The organism is Bifidobacterium longum subsp. longum JCM 1217 (assembly GCF_000196555.1).
Classification (GTDB): domain Bacteria; phylum Actinomycetota; class Actinomycetes; order Actinomycetales; family Bifidobacteriaceae; genus Bifidobacterium; species Bifidobacterium longum.
Map to the genome: position 1 here is coordinate 639361 of NC_015067.1, position 16659 is coordinate 656019.

Genomic DNA, 16659 nt, shown 5'->3' on the forward strand with positions numbered 1-16659 from the left:
TGCACACGGTTCAAACCGTGCTTGATGCATTCGCGCCAATTGTATGGCTATTGGGTTACAAAACATCGATATTTTCGGATGCTGGCTATCGCCATTGCTTATGGCCGACTAGAGCCGCGCAATCTGGCGCGTAAGCGGACGGATATCTCATATTGGCGCAGAGCGAAATGGCGTTCACTGTTCGAGTGTGAAGCCGTCGAATACGAATCCCGGACTGACCACACAGGAGACCAGCGCATCGCCCTGGCCTGGCACTGTGCGCTGCCAGACGCCAGCCGGTACGACCGCATGTCCCGATACGGTTACGTCGGCCTGATCGGTGGTGATGCCGGAACCCAAGGTGATTACGGTTCGCTTGGATTCGTCGGATTCCGGAGTCTCGTCGCTGCCGCCGAGCTCCAGTTTGACCGATGCCGGGCCATGCCACAGCCAGACCTCATCCGCATCGACCTTATGCCAGGCGCTGGCATCTCCCTCGGGCAGCAGGAAGTAAATCAGTGACGATAGCGGTCGGCTTGAGGCCTCATCCGTGTGCGGGGATTGCCAGTCACGCGTGTACCAGCCGCCTTCGGGGTGGGTTTCCAGTCCAAGGCGTTCCACTATGGACCGGGCGTATGGACTCATGTCTTGCAAAGCGACGCTCATAATGAGATCTCCTGTTCTTGGCGGGTTTGCTGGTTTTTGGCTTCTTGATATCAGGTCAGGTCAGCGGTGTCACCAGGCGTTGTTGTAGGCTTCGCGCCCGGATATCACCGTGGCTCGGTTCGTGCCTGCGCCGTGCCTCACCAGTGTTTCCAGCGTTTCTTCGATGCCGGCCGGAGATGATGTGTCGACGGGGATGTCGAAGAACGCGAAATCAGCCAATGCGCCCGCGTTGATTTGTCCAATGCGGTTGCGGCCCACGTGCATGCCCATGGAGGCGGCGCCGCCCAGCGTCATCATACGAATCAGGCGATGTGTCAGATCGTCGCTGGCATAGCCTTGTTCGCGGGCCAGGTCGTAAAGCATCGACACGTCATCAAGCAGATCGAGGGTCGGCGTGCTGGAGAGCGAATCGGTGCCCACGCTTACCAGATTGCCTTCCTCGAGGTATTCGCGCACCGGTGCATCTTTGCCGGTGTTGGTAATGCGATTCGATCGGGGGCACAAGGCCACGCCCACGCCGCGCTGACGTAGAATACGCCGATCCTCGCCATTGGCCCACACGCCGTGTGCAATGTGCACATCCGGTCCAAGCGAGCCAAGCTGATCGACGAACTGGATGGCGGAGGCACCTTTGCCCACTTCCTTGAGCTGCCGGTAGCTTTCCCAATCGTGGTCACTCCAGTCGGCCGCCGAATAAGTGGTGAGCACCGGCGGATAAGTGCCGGCCTCGAGCGGGGTCTCCGCCAGATGGATATGCAGTCGCATGTTCAGCTGACGAGCAATGTCTGGAAGATCAACGAACGGTTCGGACTCCAGCGTATACGGAGCATGCGGGCTGATGCCGAGGTTTGGCAGCTGCTCCTCGTTCATCCGGCGCAACTGCCGGATGAGCTCAGTGCGGCCCTTTTCCATCCATTCGGCGTTGTGCCAGCCCATTACCTCCCAATAAGCGATGCCGTGCATGCCCTGCGAAGCCAGCGCGCCGGCGGCGTCCAAATCGGTGACGATGTCTGCGGCGGCCGTCGTTCCCGATTCGACCATCTGGCGAGCGCCGTCCTCGGCCCACTGCTTCCATGGCTGGGTCTTCTGCGCCTCGGCGTACACCTCGTTGAATGCCAGTTCCCAGGCGCGGAACCGATCGTAGGTGCCTTGCCCGACCTGCACCATGCCGCTGTACTGCAGATGAGTGTGCGCGTTGATCAATCCGGGGGTGAGCACCCCATCCCAATGCCGTTCATGGATGGTGCCGTGAGCCGTCATTTCCTGCTTCAGCGCCTTCAGCACCCAGCGGCGTTTACCTACATGAACCACGCGGTCGCCATGTATGGCAACTGCGCCATCGATGATGACGGGGCCCGTCACGGGGATGATGAGTTTGGCGGAATACAGTGTCACATCATCGATAAGCTCGGTATCGACGGTCGGCCAGGTGTTGTCGGTCATATTCTCCTCGCTGCGTTGTGTTCGGTGCCGTGTCTATGGCTATCGGTCGGCGTTCTCTCGGTCGTTTTCCGCGAATCTGGTCAGTCGCCAATTGTAGCCGTTGTCCTCCACGGCATGGCTGGCTCGGTATCCGCGCGCCTTGAGCGCGCTGGCGGCGATGCGCTGGTCGGTCGCTGCGTCAAGTCTGATAAGCGTGTGATCCAGTGTGCCTCGATGTTCCAGAAGATATGCGACGGCGCTGGCCTGTACGGCGAAGCTCAGATCCATGATCTCGATTGGATTGCCGCCTCCCACCGTGTAGTTCACGCCATCGCCGTCGGCGATTAGCGTGAGCGTTGGTCCGTCGGGAACATTGAGTTGCACGGTGTCCCTGTTGACCTGTGGGGTGAAGTCGCTTACCTCGTCCAAGGCGATTTCGTTGGCGATGCCGCCGATCACTGCGAGCGCCGCGCCCTCGTGCATTGCGCGCATGTGCTCAAGTGTGACCGTATGTCTCACGCCAGTGGCGGACACCACCATATCCGCGCAAGGGAGTGCCTCGTCAATGTCTTGTGCGGCGAAGCCGTCGAACACCGCTTTGAGTGAAGCCACTGGATCGATATCGCAGATGGTGACTTCGGCGCCAAGCGCGCGAATGCGCCGTGCGAAGCCTTGGCCGACCGGGCCGTAGCCGATGACGGTGACGTTCTTACCGTCGAATGCATGCTCGCCGAGAATGCGCTGCATGGTGGTCACGCATGTCTCCCCAGTGCCGTGGGCGTTGTCGAATCCGGTTTTCAGCACACTGTCGTTAACGGCTACGACCGGGTAGGTGAGGGCTCCCGCTTCCTGCATCTGCTGGAACGCGCGTACGCCGCTGGTCGTTTCCTCGGCCACTCCAATGAGGTTCGCCGTGAGTTCGGGGCGTTCGAGCGAAGCGAGACGGGCGAAGCTGGCACCATCGTCGATGATGATGTCCGGCTGTATTTCGTCCAGCAGGTGCAGGGCCGCCTCGTGCGCCTGTTCCGCGGTCCAGTCTCGGCTGGATTCGACCGTGATTCCTTCCCGGCGCAGCTGTTCCGCCACTCGGGGATCCGTGGAATCCGGGCCGCAATATACGCCGACGATTGCGCCGGCGGCCTTAAGCTTGCGCAGCAGAATCGCGGTTTTTGGCTCCAGTATCAGACAGACGGCAATACGAATGCCTGAGAAATCGACGCGAGTGGTGAGGCTATCCATGGTGTCGCGTAATACCGGCATGTGCTGTTCCGCGTACTCCATTGCCTCCAGTCCGCTTGCCTTGCGCATATCGGTGATGGAATCGATGCTTTGTGTGCCGTCGCATAGGAATTCCTCGTTGTGCTCGTCGGTCATCGTGGCATCTTCGACGGTCATGCCCCATTGCTGGGCCTGAGACTTGATTTCGGCATGCTTCTGTGGCTCCGGAATCGCGAGTCGGGCTCCTGCCAGTGATCGATTCGTCTTCTGGGATCGGGCTGCCGCCCACGCTGCAAAATCGCTGTCTGCTGTAATGCTTTTCTTCATATTCCCCATGGTACGCATGCATGCCGCTGCTCCGCCGCTGCGCGTGTGGCGTGGGTGAAGAGCGTGCTTGGGCGCGTTGCGTGCGTCGACTTCGGCAGCTTCGAACAGGCATGTTGCATCGAACAAATGTTCGACTGTGTTGATATGCTGGTCGGGCCAGCGGTGGTAAGGAGGTGATGGCGATGGGCAGCGGAACGGTATCGACGCAACGCGAGCATACCTATATTGCCATTGATCTCAAGTCCTTCTATGCCTCGGTGGAGTGCGTGGCTCGTGGGCTCGACCCGTTGACCACGCATCTGGTGGTGGCCGATGAAACCCGCACCGATAAGACAATATGTTTGGCGGTCTCACCCTCGCTGAAGAACTATGGCATTCCTGGCCGTGCGCGGCTGTTTGAGGTAAAACAGCGCCTGAATGGAGTCAACATCGAGCGCGCGGTCCATGCTCCCGGCGGCCGATTAATCGGGGAGTCCTGCGATGCGTGCGACCTGGAACGCTCGCCGGGGCTCAAAGCCTCGATGGTCATCGCCAAGCCGCGCATGGCGCACTATCTGGAAATCAGCGGGCAAATATATGGCATCTACCTCAAATACGCCGCACCCGAGCACATCCATGTCTACTCGATTGACGAGGTGTTCATCGACGCCACGCCATATCTGCGCTCGCTGGGTATGGGGCCGCATGCGATGGCGCGAACCATCGTGCGCGAAATCCTCACCAAAACCGGCATCACCGCCACTGCCGGCATCGGCTCCAACATGTATCTGGCCAAAGTCGCCATGGATATCGTCGCCAAGCACATGCCCGCCGACAAGGACGGCGTGCGCGTGGCCGAACTGAATGAAATGTCATATCGTCGGCTGCTTTGGGATCATCGTCCGCTCACCGATTTTTGGCGGGTTGGGCGCGGCTATGCCAAGAAGCTCGAGCATGCCGGACTGATGACCATGGGCGATATCGCCCGATGCTCGGTGGGTCGTGCTTCGGATTACTACAACGAAGACCTGCTGTATCGCATGTTCGGTGTCAATGCCGAACTGCTCATCGACCATGCGTGGGGCTGGGAGCCGTGCGAAATCGCGGATATCCGATCCTATGAGCCAGGTGCGCACAGCATTAGCAGTGGGCAGGTGCTCACCGGCCCCGCCGACTATGCCACGGCCCGGCTGATCACCAAGGAGATGGCTGATGCGCTGGCCCTCGATCTGGTCGATAAAAGCGTGCTGACGAACCGACTGACGCTCGCCGTCGGCTATGACATCGGCAGTCTTGATTCGTCAAAGCTCGATTCGTGCGCTGATTATGCGATGAAACGTGCCGCTGAGCGGGCGGCGAAAAGCTATCAAGGGCCGGTGACCATCGACCGATTTGGGCGCAAGGTGCCCAAGAGCGCGGTCGGGTCGATTGGTTTGGGTGATTTCACCTCGTCGTCGGCACGTATTCGTGAGGCTATGACGATGTTGTACGAGCGCATTGTGGATTCACGCTTGCTTGTGAGGCGGTTGACCGTCATCGCCGATGATGTGGCCACTCCGGAGGAGCTGGCCGCCGGCAAACGCTATGAACAGCTCGACTTGTTCGGTGATGACGGGGCCCAATCGTATGGATCCGATTCCACCAGCGAAAAAGATGGAGAGCATGATATCCAGCGTGCGCTGCTGGATGTGAAACGTAAATTCGGCCGCAACGCCGTCATCAAAGCCATGGACATGGAAGACGGTGCCACCGGTCAGGACCGCAACCGTCAGATCGGAGGCCATCGCGCATGACCCTGCAAGAGACCCGTGCGTACGACGACATCATCAACCTGCCACACCATCAGTCGCGCAAGCATCCGCACATGTCCCGCCACCAGCGGGCCGCGCAGTTCATGCCGTTCGCGGCCCTGACCGGCTACAACCAAGTCATCGAGCAAACAGCAAAAAACGCCGAAACCGCCATCGCTCAGGCCGAAGCCCAAGGCGATACCGATTTCGGCGCTTGACAATCGCTCTCGTTGGAGGAAGTCTCAGATTCGTCAGCCTACGTGACGTTCGAAGCGGTGGAAGCCGGTGATCTTGTCGATTTCGGCCATCGCGTCAGCCGGAATCACAAAGCCCGCGGCCTTCATGTTGTTCTCCAGTTGGCTGGGCTTGGAGGCGCCGGCGATCACACAGCTGATCTCCGGGTGCTGCAGGATCCATGCCATGGAAAGCACCGGCAGGTTCGTGCCGAGCTCGTCGGCCACCTTGCGCAGCTGCTCGACCTTGTCGAGGTTCTCATCGGTCAGCAGATCGTTGATCTGGTGGTCGGACTGCCAGGTGGCGCGCGAGCCGGCCGGCAGCGGCTGGCCCTTGCGGTACTTGCCGGTCAGCAGACCCTGCGCGAGCGGGGAGAACGTGGTGATGCCGATGCCGAGCTTGCGGCAGGTGCCCATGATCTCATGCTCGATGTAACGGTCGTTTAGGTTGTACTGCGGCTGAACCACGGTGATCGGGTACAGGTTGTAGCGGTCGATGATGCGCTGGGCCTCTTCAAGGCGAGCCGAACCCCACTCCTCGGAAACGCCATAGTACAGCACCTTGCCTTGGGCGACCAGGTCGCTCATCGCGCGCAAGGTCTCGGTAAGGTCGGTGGTCTCGTCAAAACGGTGGCAGAAGTACATGTCCAGATAATCGGTCTGCATGTTCTTCAGCGTCTGGTCGATGCTCTCGAAAATGTGCTTGCGGGACAGGCCGCGGTCGTTCACGCCTTCGCCGGTGGGGAAGTAGACCTTGCTGGAAATGACCAGTTCCTTACGCGGGTACTGCTTCAGCGTCTTGCCGAGGAAGCGTTCGGCCGCGCCGCCAGAATAGGCGTCCGCGCAGTCGAAGAAGTTGACGCCGGAATCGTAGGCGAGCTTCACGGTCTCCTTGGCCACGTCCTCAGCCGCCGTGCCCTTGAGATCCGTGACCCAGCTGCCCAGTGCGACCTCGCTGATCTTCAGTCCCGACTTGCCAACGCTGCGATACTTCATGTGTGCTCCTTGATAATCAATCGTCACCGTCGTCTCTTCATGGCCGGCCGTGAACGCTAACAATTCTTATTGAAACAGTTCAACCCCACTTGAACGCAAGTTGGCGGCTATTGCGACACGCCGGTGGTGACTTCGCGGGCGCAACGAATGAAATCATCAATGACGCTCCACCGATACGATGTGGCCGGAACGCCGAACTGAATGGCATATGCGGTATCCGGGCCGCAATCCAGCACGCGCAAAGTACGCAACCGTTCGCCGTCAAGCAGCGCTGGCAGGAACCGCTCCGGGCATAGGCAGGCACCCATGCCGTAATGGCACAGTTCCAGCAGAGTCAGTACGTTATCCGAACGGGCTGTGACTTTCGGCTCAAAACCGGCACGGCGGAACAGCAGATCGGCAATGCGTCCGTCAATATCTTGTGGGCTGCCTAGGAGAAACGGGCAATGCTCCAGTGAGGAAAGGTCACCTGCGGCAATGGCGCGCTCGTCCGGCGCGGTTCTGACGGCATCGACTTGGCCATTCGCCGCGCCACCGGTAGCGGCCAAATCCATCCACAGTGATTGTGCGAGGACCAGCACCATGCGCTCGTTATAGAAATCCATAAGTTCGATGCCGGCCGGTTTCCCGGCGAAGTCCGCCACCGCCAGATCAAGATCGCCGTTCGCCAGCCATTGTTGAATCTGATCGTTGCGGCCCTCAATGAGTTCAACGATGATATTCGGGCAGTCACGTTGCATCGCCTTCACAATCGGCGGCATGATCGCCCGGCTACGCGTGTAGGCAACACCCACGCGCAGCACGCCGGCCTGATCGCCGGCGATGTCGCGCATTTCTTGGCCAAGTGCATCGCGATCGCGGCGGAATCGCTGCGCATATCGCGCGAACACCGTGCCGGCATAGGTCAATTCGAGCGGCACATGGCGTACGAAAAGCGTGCATCCGAGCTCCCGCTCTAGGGCGGCGATGTTCGCACTCAGCGTCTGCTGCGTGATCCCCAACCGTTTCGCCGCCTTGCTGAAGCTATGTTCCGAGGCCACGGCGGCGAAGTATTCGATGCTGAGAAAGTTCATGGCGATACTCCCGTGTGTATGGCGTTTGCGTGGTGTGTGTATGACGTGTCGTGGCGCGAATCAATGCCACAGTATTAAACCTGTAATAGATATCAGTTTAGTCTGTATTTCTCCTGTTATCTTAGGTCATGGCTCGTGCGAATAGCGTTGATGTTTGCGACTGCGGGTCATGAGATGGAATCTGAGATGAGGCTGTAGCCGGAAGAGGAGAGGATCGCATGCTGGAAGCGGGCACGATGTTGCTGTTCTGTGCGGTGCTGTTTGCCAGCGTCGCCCTCGGCTGGTCGATTATTCCCGCGCTGTTCGTTGGTGTGCTGCTGTTCATGGGGTATGGGCTGGTTCGCCGGTGCTCGTTGCGCGCGATGGCGAGCCGTGCGGCCGGCAGCGTACGGTCCGCGGGGACCGTGGTGGTGGCCTTCGTGCTCATCGGCGTACTGACCTCGCTGTGGCGGGCCAGCGGGACCATCGCCTTCATCGTGGCCCATTCGACCGCGGTGATTCACGCCGCCACGGTGATTCCGCTGTCGTTTCTACTGTGCTCGGCGATGTCGGTGCTGGTCGGGTCGTCGTTCGCCAGTGCGGCGACTATGGGCACCATCTGCATGTCGTTGGGATTGTCGATGCAGGCGAACCCGGTGATGCTCGGTGGCGCGATTCTTGCGGGCGTCTATGTGGGCGATCGTTGTTCGCCGGTTTCCACCAGTGCCTTGCTGGTCAAACAGCTTACGCATACGAACCTGTTCAATACTATTGTCCGCATGCTGCGCACGGGTGCGGTGCCGTTTGTGCTGAGTTGTGTGGTATACGTTGCGGCTGCGGTGGTGGAGTGGCTGTGCGCGAGCGGTGGTTCCGGATTTGGTGCGGCTAGTGCGGCTGCTACGGCTGGCTCGGCTGGCTCGGCTAGAGCGGCTGTTTCAACCAACGCAAGCAGCATAACCGATATCGGCGGATTGTTCTCATCGGCCTTCGATTTGCATTGGCTTACCCTAGTTCCAGCATTACTGGTCATCGTGTTGGCGTTGCTGCGTGTGGATGTTCGGCTGCTTATGCTCGCCAGCATTGCCGCCTCGGTCGCGGTATGCGTGGGCGTGCAGCACATGGAATGGGCAGAACTGTTGCGGCTGCTTATTTTCGGTTACCATGCGCAAAATCCGCAGGTGGCCGCACTCCTGGACGGCGGCGGCATCCTCTCCATGCTCACTGTGATGGCCACTGTCTGTATCTCCTCCGCCTACGCCGGCATTTTTGCCGAGACGCGGATGCTTGCTCGGCTGCAGCAGGTCATCGAGATGCTCGGTCATCGCATCGGCGCATGTGGTGCCACCATGATTACCGCGACTTGCGCGGCGGCGCTCGCCTGCAACCAGACCCTCACCATCATGCTCACTCACCAGTTGTGCGGTGGGCTGTACGGCGACGACGAATCCGAACGCTCCGCACAAGCTATCGATTTGGAAGACAGTGCCGTGGTGATCGCTCCGCTGATTCCTTGGTCGATCGCCGGTGCCGTGCCGCTTGCCACCATCAACGCGCCCACACTCAGCCTGGCCGCCGCGACCTTCCTCTACCTGCTGCCGCTCTCGCGGATGCTCGCCTCGGCTGTACGCCGCCGCTCGGGATTTCGGACTCGGCATCGATCCCAAAATCAAAACCCGGGACTCGCCATCCCACACCGGCCCAAACCCATGCTCCACATGTTCGCTCATGGTTTCCATCCTAAGTCGGGCGATTGAGCGCACGAGGCAATCAGGCCGAGAACTGTTTGCCGAATTCCGAGAAGAGCTGACGGCGGGCGAAGACGAGCAGGCCGAGCAGCACCAGCAGGGAGACCAGCCCGCTGACCATCACCAGTACATCCCACGGAGCCCAGCCGAGCGGAATGAACGTCAGAGGCATCAGACCAGCGACGATGTCGAACGCCAGATACTTGGCGTACTCGTCAATGGCCTTGGCCCGCAGCACGATAAGCAGCACCACGTCAAAGACCAGCGAAACCAGACACGTGATCGGTATGACGAACATGGTGACGACATGATTCATCGTCGCCACAAACCAGACCAGCGCAATCGCCAGCATGATATAGAAATATCGAAACATGAGGCGAAGCGGCCGCGGCACGTGCAGAATCGCACTATTGATGAACAGCACGCTGATGATCAGCGCGGCCGCCGATGCACTGGCAATCGGTATCGGCCACGAAAACAGATAGCTGAAGAAGCCATGCAGCAGCAAAATCGCGCCGGTTACAAACGTGATGATTTCCACCGCCAAACGCCTCGGACGCAGATAGATCTGCTGCGCGGGGAATGCGGCGGGGGAGGCCTCGCCGCGCAATTCGTTCTGGCAGAGCGGGCAACGGGCCATATCGCCGGTGAAATCGACGGTGCAGGCATCGCAATGCTTCATGCCGACGCTCCTTTCTCCACATGCACGCCAGCGATGTTCATACGGCCGCTGATGCCCTGCGCGGCGAGAATCCGACACAGGTTCTTGATGACGTTCAGATCATGGTAGATGGTGGAGATGCCGATGCTCAGGTCGTCGCCGAACGAGCAGACCGTGAAATTCAGGCTGGCCGGTGTGGTGAGGAAGCTCACCGAACGTACATGGCGCGCGAGTCGTTCGTCCAAGGTGACTCGGCCAAGGTTCGAGACGGTGGTCGTGGTCTCGCGGTCGGCGATGAACCGGGCCAGCTCCAGCACCCAGTCCTTGGCAGGGGAGGGCGCAAGACGCAGCACCGGATTCTTTTCCAGCGCAATCATGCGGTTCATATGCGATTCGACGCGCTCGCGACTGGTGGCATGGCCGAGCTGCTCCTGCACATGGCGGGCGATGTCGGCCAACGGCTCATCGGTCAGCAATCCACCCATACCGTTGCCGTGCGCGGTGCGGGCGGCGGACTGCTGGCCGTCGCCGGCTGCGTCTGGGCTTGTTGCGGAAGTTTTCGCGGAGTCCTCATCGGCTTCGATTTCGGCCGGCGTGTACGCCACGTAAGTCATGCCGTAGAAGTTGCGCACGGTCTCCGACCTGAAGAAGGCGCGCAAGTCGACCGGAATATCCACGCGAATCGCGCGATTGCGGGCGCGCGAGGGCATGACGTCGCGAATCGCGCACAGTATCGCGGCGATGAGGTAGGAGGTGAGACTCACTCCGCACTGATGCGCTGCACCAAGCACCTTGCTGGCGCTGACGTGGTATTCCATGAACGTAGGCGCGGCCCGGTCGATGGGGCCGGCCAGCCGGTAGATCTTCGTGCCTGGCGCAGCGCCGGCCTTGTCTTTCTCGTAGTATTTGTCGAAGCTGTTTTCGGCTTTGTCGCTATCCGAACCGTCGTAATCCGAAGGCACGCCCGGCACGTCGTATCGCTCGGCGATGTAGGCGTGCAGCAGCGACTTGAACAGGTTGATGGCGCCGCGACCGTCCGAAATGATGTGCGAGACCTCGAGATTGACACGATTGCGGAAATAGCTTACGCGGAACAGCATGCTTTTGGGCCCGTAATGCAGTCGCGAGCATATCGGCAGATGTTCCGGCTCCACCAGCGGCCGGCCGTCTGACTGTTCGAGGTAATGCCAGAACATGCCGTTGAGCAGGTGCACGTTGAAGCTCGGGAACTGGGCGATGGCATGGTCGAGCGCGTGCTGCAGGATGTCCGGATCGATGCCGTCCGCCAGCTCGGCCGAATAGCGGAACACGGTCTGCGAGGAGCGGCCAGCCTGGGAGGAGTAGAACTTGCCGATGTTGTCTAGTCGGTACCAAGTACGTCTTGCCACGCGTCGCCTCCCTCCGGTGCGTTGGCGGTGGTGCCGGTGCCGGGAGCTGGTTCCAGCGGTGTGCCGTCGAGGAAATGCTCGATGATTCGGTAGGTGGTGGCCACCAGTCCCACGGCCGACGTATTGAGCAGGTAGCCGTGGATGCCATCGTGAATTCGGTAACAGGAGACGTTGTCGTTCACCAATTGCAGGCGACGGGCGTACGCTTCGTCCTCGTCTCTGAGCGGGCAGTATTCGGCGGACAACACCAGCGTGCGCGGCTGATTGCTCAGGTCGTGCGCGGTGAGCGGCGCGAAATACGGATTGGTCAGATCGGCCACGGACGAACGGTACATGTCGATGTAGTCGGCCATGTCCTGTGCGGTGAGGATGTAGTCGGTGCCGTTGGTCCGCACCGATTCGAACGGGCTGGTCTCGGGATTGTAATCGTTGCCGACTACCGGGTAAAGCAGCATCTGCGTGCGCGGCATGAACTCGCCGCGGTCGCGGGCCATGAGTGAGACGGCGGCCGCAAGATTGCCGCCCGCGCTGTCGCCAAACAGCACGATGCTGTCGGGATCCGGTGCTGGGATTGTCGCAGATATATCGCCCCCGCCGGCGGGGGCTGTCGGCGCAGCCGACTGGGGGTGATCAACATCAACAGAACCACCCACCCCAGAAATCGGCAATTCCCCAGCAAACAGCTGCCGGGCTACCTCATAGCAATCCTCAACAGCAGTAGGGAAGCGGTATTCAGGAGCCAGCCGGTACTCGACTGAGATCACACGGCGTTGCAGACGTACGGCCATATGCGCGCAAGCCTGCGTGTACAGGTTGATGCCGCCTGTGGTCCAACCGCCACCGTGGAAAAACAGGATCGTGCCACGCGGCGTGACTGAGGGAAGTTCCGTGTTGGCATTGCCGGAAATACCGTCGGCGTTGCCGCTCGACGTGCTTTCCTTGATGAGTATTTTGGGTAGGACTTTGGGTAATACGGCGGGCAGAATCGCGGATATTGCCGAGGCCACGGGCGTGCCATTGGCGGAAGATTCCTCCAGGGCTTCGGGCAGGGGCGCTCCATAGGCGACCAGCGGCGTGAACACTCGCAATGGTACGGCATATCCATCCGCCATAGGCGCGAAGGCGTCCTCGACACGGCATTTCGGATTGTCGGGTGCCTGCTTGGCGATAAGCTCTTCCGCCACGCGCTGCAATTTGTACGACTTGCCCGCGTTGGGCTTGATGTAGCTGGCGGCCTTCATCGCGGCGAACAATGCCTCGTTGATCGGCATGACGACAGGTCCTTTCAGCGGCGGATTCGGTAGTGCGAACACCCCAACCTTAGCCCATGACCGGCATGAACAAAAAAGGGAAGGAACCCGAGAGTTCCTTCCCTGTGTGCCGTATCAGACGCGATACGCGCCGATTATCAGGCGGTGAAGTATTCCACGCCGGCCTCGAAGATCGGCTGGTACTTGTTGCCGGGCACGTTGACGTACAGGCCGTTGCCGGAACGCTCCGAGTGACCCATCTTGCCAAACACGCGGCCGTCCGGGCTGGTGATGCCCTCGATGGCGAGCAGCGAGCCGTTCGGGTTCACATCCAGGTCCATGCCGGGGGTGCCGGTCTCGTCCACGTACTGCGTGGCGATCTGGCCGTTGGCCCTGAGCTGGGCGAGCACCTCGTCGGAGGCCACGAAGCGGCCCTCGCCGTGGGAGATGGCCACGGTGTGAATGTCGCCGACCGAAGTCTTGGACAGCCACGGGGAGAGGTCGGAGGCCACGCGCGTGCGGACCAGTCGGCTCTGGTGGCGGCCGATGGTGTTGAAGGTCAGCGTCGGGCAGGCGTCGGTCATCGGCACGATGTCGCCGTACGGCACCAGACCCAGCTTGACGAGCGCCTGGAAGCCGTTGCAGATGCCGAGCATCAGACCATCGCGGTTCTTCAGCAGGTCACGCACGGCCTCGGTGACGGCCGGCGCACGGAAGAACGCGGTGATGAACTTGGCGGAACCGTCCGGCTCGTCGCCGCCGGAGAAGCCGCCTGGGATCATCACGATCTGGCTCTTGTTGATCTCGTCGACCAACGCCTGCGTGGATTCGGCGACGGCGGCCGGCGTCAGGTTGTTGACGATCAGTGTGGTCACATCGGCGCCGGCACGCTCGAAGGCGGCGGCGGAATCGTACTCGCAGTTGTTGCCCGGGAACACCGGGATCACCACATGCGGCTTGGCCACGGAAGAGCCGACGTACACGGTCTTCTTCGGCGCGTGGAAGTCGATGGTCTCGACGGTCGCGCCCTTGTCCTCGCCCTTGGAACGGTACGGGAACACGGATTCGATGCCGGACTCCCAAGCTTCCTGCACAGCGTCCAGGTCCAGCGTCTCGCCGGCGGCCTTGAACACGTACTCGGAGGTGGTGGTGCCGATTTCGCCGATCTCGACCAAATTGGAGACGGCCGGAAGCTTGGCATCGTCCGCCAGCTCGACGATGAACGAACCGTATGCCGGGGTGAACAGGTCGTCCACGGCGATGCTGTTGTTCAGGGTCACGCCGATGCGGTTGCCGAGCGTCATCTTGAACAGGGCTTCGGCGGTGGCGCCATAGCCCGGCGTAGAGACGGCCAGGGCATCGTGGAAGTCGGTGAGCTCCTCGATCACGGAGAACACCTCAAGCAGCGCATCCTTGTCCGGGGTCAGACCGTCGGCCAGGTAGCGCGGCGCGATGCGTACGATACGGTGATCGGCGTCCTTGAATTCAGGGGAGGTGGCGCGCTTCATGTTGCCCACGGCCACGGCGAAGGAGATCAGCGTCGGCGGCACGTCGAGATCCTCGAACGAACCGGACATGGAGTCCTTGCCGCCGATGGCGCCGGCGCCCAGGTCCACCTGGGCCATCAGCGCGCCGAGTACGGCGGCCGCCGGCTTGCCCCAGCGTTCCGGCTCGTCGCGCAGCTTCTCGAAGTACTCCTGGAAGCTCAGGTAGGCCTTCTCATGCTCGAAGCCGGCCGCGACCAGCTTGGCCAGCGACTCGACCACGGACAGGTAGGCGCCGGTGAACTGGTTCTTGGACATGATGTACGGGTTGAAGCCCCACGCCATCGCCGAAGCGGTGGTGGTCTCGCCGAACACCGGCAGCTTGGCGACCATGGCCATGTTCGGGGTGAGCTGACGCTTGCCGCCGAACGGCATGAGCACGGTGCCCGCGCCGATGGTGGAGTCGAAGCGCTCCGAAAGGCCCTTGTTGGAGGCCACGTTGATGTCGGTGACCAGCTTGTTCATGCGTTCGGCCAGCGTGCCCTCGCCCCACGGGGTCTCGTAGGACTGCTGTTCCTCGACATGCACGGTCTGGTGCTTGGAAGCGCCGTTGGAGGCCAGGAACTCACGGGACAGATTCACGATCTTGTCGCCGTTCCAGGTCATCACCATGCGCGGGTCCTCGGTCACGGTGGCAATCACCGTGGCTTCGAGGTTCTCTTCGCGGGCGTAGGCCAGGAACTCGTCCACGTCCTCGGCGGCCACGTCCACGGCCATGCGCTCCTGGGATTCGGAGATGGCCAGCTCGGTGCCGTCCAGGCCCTCGTATTTCTTGGGCACGGTGTTGAGGTCCACGAACAGGCCGTCGGCCAACTCGCCGACCGCCACGGACACGCCACCCGCGCCGAAGTCGTTGCAGCGCTTGATCAGACGGCAGGCATCGCCGCGGCGGAACAGACGCTGCAGCTTGCGCTCCACCGGAGCGTTACCCTTCTGCACTTCGGCGCCGTCGAGTTCGAGCGATTCCACGTTATGCGCCTTGGACGAACCGGTGGCACCGCCGATGCCGTCACGGCCGGTGCGGCCGCCCAGCAGGATGATTTTGTCGCCAGGGGCCGGGGTTTCGCGGCGCACATGGTCGGCCGGGGTGGCGGCCACGACCGCACCCACCTCCATGCGCTTGGCCACGTAGCCGGGGTGGTAGATCTCGTCGACCTGACCGGTGGCCAGACCGATCTGGTTGCCGTAGGAGCTGTAGCCGGCGGCGGCGGTGGTCACGAGCTTGCGCTGGGGGAGCTTGCCTTCCAGCGTCTCGGAGACCGGCACGGTCGGGTCCGCGGCGCCGGTGACGCGCATCGCCTGATACACGTAGGAGCGGCCGGACAGAGGATCGCGGATGCAGCCGCCGATGCAGGTGGCCGCGCCACCGAACGGTTCGATTTCGGTGGGGTGGTTGTGGGTCTCGTTCTTGAACAGGAACAGCCAGTCCTCGTCGTGGCCGTTCACGTCAACCTTGACCTTGACGGTGCAGGCGTTGATTTCCTCGGACTCGTCAAGGCCGGTCAGGACACCGTTCTTCTTGAGCCACTTGGCGCCGATGGTGCCCATGTCCATGAGGCAGACGGGCTTGGCGTCACGGCCGAGCTCGTGGCGCATCGCCAGGTAACGCTCGAAGGCGGCCTTGACGGTGGCGTCATCGATGGTCACTTCGTCCAGCTCGGTGCCGAACGTGGTGTGACGGCAGTGGTCGGACCAGTAGGTGTCGATCACCTTGATTTCGGTGATGGTGGGCTCGCGGCTCTCCTCGCTGAAGTACTTCTGGCAGAATTCGAGGTCGGCCAGATCCATGGCCAGACCGCGCTCGTCGATGAACTTCTGGCCGGCTTCGGCGTCCATCTCGTTGAAACCGGCGATGGTCTCGACCTTGCCGGGCACCGGCACCTGGGTCTTCAGGGTTTCCTTGGTCTCCAGGCTGGCCTCGCGGGCCTCGACCGGGTTGATCGCGTAATGCTTGATGGTGTCCACGTCGGCGTCGGTCAGGTCGCCTTCCAGCGCGTACAGCTTGGCGGAGCGGACGGTCGGGCGCTCGCCCTGGGAGATGAGCTGGATGCATTCGGCGGCGGAGTCGGCGCGCTGGTCGAACTGGCCGGGCAGGAACTCGGTGGCGAAGACCTTGGCGCCGGCGAAGTCGGGCAGGTCGTAGGCCACATTGTCCACCTGAGGCTCGCTGAACACGGTGGGCACGGTCTGGTCGAACAGCTCCTGGGAGATGCCTTCGACGTCATAGCGGTTCACGATGCGCAGGGCCTTGAGGCCGGTCAGTCCGAGGATCGTGCGCAGTTCGCCCGCAAGCTGCTGGGCTTCGACATCAAAGCCGGGCTTCTTTTCCACGTACACGCGAAAAACCATGGAAATCCTTTCTTGAAATTAAAGACAATTGGCTCCCCTCGAGAGGGGAGCCAGATAATG

Annotated in this window: 12 protein-coding genes; 3 read left to right on the top strand and 9 right to left on the bottom strand. The window is 61.3% G+C overall.

Annotated elements, in window-relative coordinates; translation table 11 throughout:
* Positions 1-174 precede the first annotated feature (174 nt).
* The 3 genes from BLLJ_RS02530 to BLLJ_RS02540 form a co-directional block, all read right to left on the bottom strand.
* A complete protein-coding gene (locus BLLJ_RS02530; RefSeq protein ID WP_007051224.1) occupies positions 175-645 on the bottom strand; it encodes a cupin domain-containing protein in 471 nt (156 codons plus the stop codon).
* Between the two features lie 69 nt (positions 646-714).
* The gene (locus BLLJ_RS02535; RefSeq protein ID WP_007051223.1) at positions 715-2088 is read right to left on the bottom strand and encodes an amidohydrolase family protein; all 1374 of its coding nucleotides are present in this window, start codon (positions 2086-2088) and stop codon (positions 715-717) included.
* Between the two features lie 39 nt (positions 2089-2127).
* Positions 2128-3630, bottom strand: coding sequence for an adenosylhomocysteinase (locus tag BLLJ_RS02540; protein WP_008783579.1), 1503 nt, complete (start codon positions 3628-3630; stop codon positions 2128-2130).
* 164 nt (positions 3631-3794) lie between these two features.
* Here BLLJ_RS02540 and BLLJ_RS02545 point away from each other — a divergent pair, with 164 nt between their 5' ends.
* Positions 3795-5384: a Y-family DNA polymerase gene (locus tag BLLJ_RS02545; protein ID WP_007057658.1), complete on the top strand. Its 1590-nt coding sequence runs from the start codon at positions 3795-3797 to the stop codon at positions 5382-5384.
* Entirely contained in the window at positions 5381-5599 is a 219-nt protein-coding gene (locus BLLJ_RS02550; protein WP_007051220.1) for a hypothetical protein, read from the top strand. The genes BLLJ_RS02545 and BLLJ_RS02550 overlap by 4 nt, the downstream gene beginning before the upstream one ends.
* A gap of 33 nt (positions 5600-5632) precedes the next feature.
* On the opposite strand, the gene BLLJ_RS02555 is transcribed toward BLLJ_RS02550, so the two are convergent.
* Positions 5633-6610 carry an aldo/keto reductase family protein gene (locus tag BLLJ_RS02555; protein WP_007051219.1) on the bottom strand — a complete coding sequence of 326 codons (978 nt, stop codon included), beginning with the start codon at positions 6608-6610 and terminating at the stop codon, positions 5633-5635.
* Between the two features lie 107 nt (positions 6611-6717).
* A complete protein-coding gene (locus tag BLLJ_RS02560) occupies positions 6718-7683 on the bottom strand; it encodes a LysR family transcriptional regulator (RefSeq protein WP_007051218.1) in 966 nt (321 codons plus the stop codon).
* A 218-nt stretch (positions 7684-7901) separates the two neighbouring features.
* Between BLLJ_RS02560 and BLLJ_RS02565 the strand changes: the two genes are divergently transcribed.
* Complete coding sequence (locus BLLJ_RS02565) at positions 7902-9416, top strand: Na+/H+ antiporter NhaC family protein (RefSeq protein WP_013582445.1); 1515 nt, start codon at positions 7902-7904, stop codon at positions 9414-9416.
* Positions 9417-9429: 13 nt separating this feature from the next.
* On the opposite strand, the gene BLLJ_RS02570 is transcribed toward BLLJ_RS02565, so the two are convergent.
* From BLLJ_RS02570 to BLLJ_RS02585, 4 genes are all read right to left on the bottom strand, one after another.
* Complete coding sequence (locus BLLJ_RS02570) at positions 9430-10089, bottom strand: DUF6320 domain-containing protein (RefSeq protein WP_007056333.1); 660 nt, start codon at positions 10087-10089, stop codon at positions 9430-9432.
* Positions 10086-11456, bottom strand: coding sequence for a hypothetical protein (locus BLLJ_RS02575; protein WP_007051212.1), 1371 nt, complete (start codon positions 11454-11456; stop codon positions 10086-10088). Before BLLJ_RS02575 ends, BLLJ_RS02570 begins: the two co-directional genes overlap by 4 nt.
* Positions 11429-12727, bottom strand: coding sequence for an alpha/beta hydrolase (locus BLLJ_RS02580; protein ID WP_007051211.1), 1299 nt, complete (start codon positions 12725-12727; stop codon positions 11429-11431). The genes BLLJ_RS02575 and BLLJ_RS02580 overlap by 28 nt, the downstream gene beginning before the upstream one ends.
* A gap of 137 nt (positions 12728-12864) precedes the next feature.
* Positions 12865-16599, bottom strand: a complete 3735-nt coding sequence (locus BLLJ_RS02585; RefSeq protein WP_013582446.1) for a phosphoribosylformylglycinamidine synthase — start codon at positions 16597-16599, stop codon at positions 12865-12867.
* Between the last annotated feature and the right edge of the window lie 60 nt (positions 16600-16659).

Excerpts from the sequence above, each read along its gene's own strand:
- BLLJ_RS02530 (WP_007051224.1), bottom strand. The coding sequence starts at position 645 with ATGAGCGTCGCTTTGCAAGACATGAGTCCATACGCCCGGTCCATAGTG.
- BLLJ_RS02535 (WP_007051223.1), bottom strand. The coding sequence starts at position 2,088 with ATGACCGACAACACCTGGCCGACCGTCGATACCGAGCTTATCGATGAT.
- BLLJ_RS02540 (WP_008783579.1), bottom strand. The coding sequence starts at position 3,630 with ATGCGTACCATGGGGAATATGAAGAAAAGCATTACAGCAGACAGCGAT.
- BLLJ_RS02545 (WP_007057658.1), top strand. The coding sequence starts at position 3,795 with ATGGGCAGCGGAACGGTATCGACGCAACGCGAGCATACCTATATTGCC.
- BLLJ_RS02550 (WP_007051220.1), top strand. The coding sequence starts at position 5,381 with ATGACCCTGCAAGAGACCCGTGCGTACGACGACATCATCAACCTGCCA.
- BLLJ_RS02555 (WP_007051219.1), bottom strand. The coding sequence starts at position 6,610 with ATGAAGTATCGCAGCGTTGGCAAGTCGGGACTGAAGATCAGCGAGGTC.
- BLLJ_RS02560 (WP_007051218.1), bottom strand. The coding sequence starts at position 7,683 with ATGAACTTTCTCAGCATCGAATACTTCGCCGCCGTGGCCTCGGAACAT.
- BLLJ_RS02565 (WP_013582445.1), top strand. The coding sequence starts at position 7,902 with ATGCTGGAAGCGGGCACGATGTTGCTGTTCTGTGCGGTGCTGTTTGCC.
- BLLJ_RS02570 (WP_007056333.1), bottom strand. The coding sequence starts at position 10,089 with ATGAAGCATTGCGATGCCTGCACCGTCGATTTCACCGGCGATATGGCC.
- BLLJ_RS02580 (WP_007051211.1), bottom strand. The coding sequence starts at position 12,727 with ATGCCGATCAACGAGGCATTGTTCGCCGCGATGAAGGCCGCCAGCTAC.
- BLLJ_RS02585 (WP_013582446.1), bottom strand. The coding sequence starts at position 16,599 with ATGGTTTTTCGCGTGTACGTGGAAAAGAAGCCCGGCTTTGATGTCGAA.